This is a genomic window from Streptomyces sp. NPDC051172, assembly GCF_040682555.1.
In the GTDB taxonomy this organism is placed as follows: Bacteria; Actinomycetota; Actinomycetes; order Streptomycetales; family Streptomycetaceae; genus Streptomyces.
Window position 1 is genome coordinate 1 of sequence record NZ_JBFBBE010000333.1, and the last position, 1,537, is coordinate 1,537.

General features: G+C 68.2%; 1 protein-coding gene. It reads left to right on the forward strand.

The window, feature by feature from the left end:
* Nucleotides 1-113 precede the first annotated feature (113 nt).
* Nucleotides 114-1,523 carry an IS4 family transposase gene (locus tag AB0N07_RS50860; protein ID WP_365847782.1) on the forward strand — a complete coding sequence of 470 codons (1,410 nt, stop codon included), beginning with the start codon at nucleotides 114-116 and terminating at the stop codon, nucleotides 1,521-1,523.
* Nucleotides 1,524-1,537 lie beyond the last annotated feature (14 nt).

A 1,537-nucleotide genomic window follows, 5' to 3' on the forward strand; every position in this document is an offset into this window, starting at 1 on the left:
CAACACCGTTGCGTTTGAGTCTTGAGCCGCAGGTCAAGCCCGGGTGAATGACGCAACGGGACGTCCTGATAGATCAACTTGTTGTCGAGGCAAGGTGATCACCGGGAGTCCCGTTGCAGGAGAAGTCTGTCATCACGCGCACGGTCGAGGCGGCCGGGGGGCTGTACGCGCCCGGCCACTTGGGCGAGCTGACCCAGACCGTGGACTTCGTGCTGGTCGACACGGTGATCGAGGAGACCGGGTCACGCGAGAAGCGGCTGCGGCTGCTGCCGTCCCGGGTCGTGGTCTATTTCGTCCTCGCGCTGGCACTGTTCGAGGACTGTTCCTACCGGGGCGTGTGGGGCAAGTTGACGGCGGGGCTGGACGGACTGCCGTTGGTGCGTCCAGCGGTCTCCTCACTTTCCCGGGCCCGACGGCGCATAGGAGCGGCGCCGCTGCGGCGGCTGTTCGAGATCCTCGCCGGGCCCGTCGCCCACCCCGGGCAGGCCGGGTCGTTCTACCGGGGCTTGCGGACCGTGGCCGTGGACGGCACTTTGCTGCACGTGCCCGACGAGGAGGCGCTCACCTGGCGCTATCTCAAGCGAGTGGGCGAGAGCGTGGAGTTCGGCTACCCGCTGCTGCGACTCGTGGTCCTGGTCGAGTGTGGCACCCGTGCCGTGTTGGCTGCCGCCTTCGGCCCCGAGGGTGATGGCGAACTCACCTACGCGGGACACCTGTTGAGTGTGCTGGACCGCACGATGCTCCTGCTGGCCGATGCCGGCTTCGACGGAGCCGAGTTCGCCCGGGACGTCCAGGCCACCGGCGCCCAGTTCCTGGTGCGCTCCTCCGCCCGCCGGATACCCACTCCCTTCCGGCACCTGGGCGACGGCTCCTATCTGGCCCGGATCGGCTACGGCGTCCTGCCCGTCCTGCTGACCGTCCGCGTCATCGAGGCGTCCGTGACCGTCACGCTGGCCGACGGCACCGTCCGCACCGAGCAGTGGCGCCTGCTCACCAGCCTCCTCGACCCGGCTGTCCACCCGGCCACCGAGCTTGTTGATCTTTACCATGAGCGGTGGCAGTCGGAGACGACGTATTTCTCGATCAAGGCGACCATGCTGGATGGCCGTGTCCTGCGCTCCCGCAGCCTTCAGGGCCTTGACCAGGAGGTCTACGCCCTGCTGACCACCTACCAGGCCCTGATTCGCGCTGCCGCCGACACCGTCTGCACCCGGCCCGGGATGGACATGGACCGCATCAGCTTCACCGTCCTGCAGACCACCGCCGCCGACACCGTCACCACCGCGACCGGAATCCTGCCCCCGGCGGGACCCGCCGACCTCGTCGGCACCATCGGCCGGGCCGCCCTCGACGCCCTGCACCCCGCCCGCCACCGGCACCGCGTCAAGGCACGCACCCGCAAGAACCCCACCAGCAAGTACGGACCGAACGCCGGACAACACCCCAGGACCAGCCAGAACTACACCATCCACGCCACCGTCACGTTCTTCGAACACGGACTCGCAAACCGCTCACGGACGTAAACGCAACGGTGTTG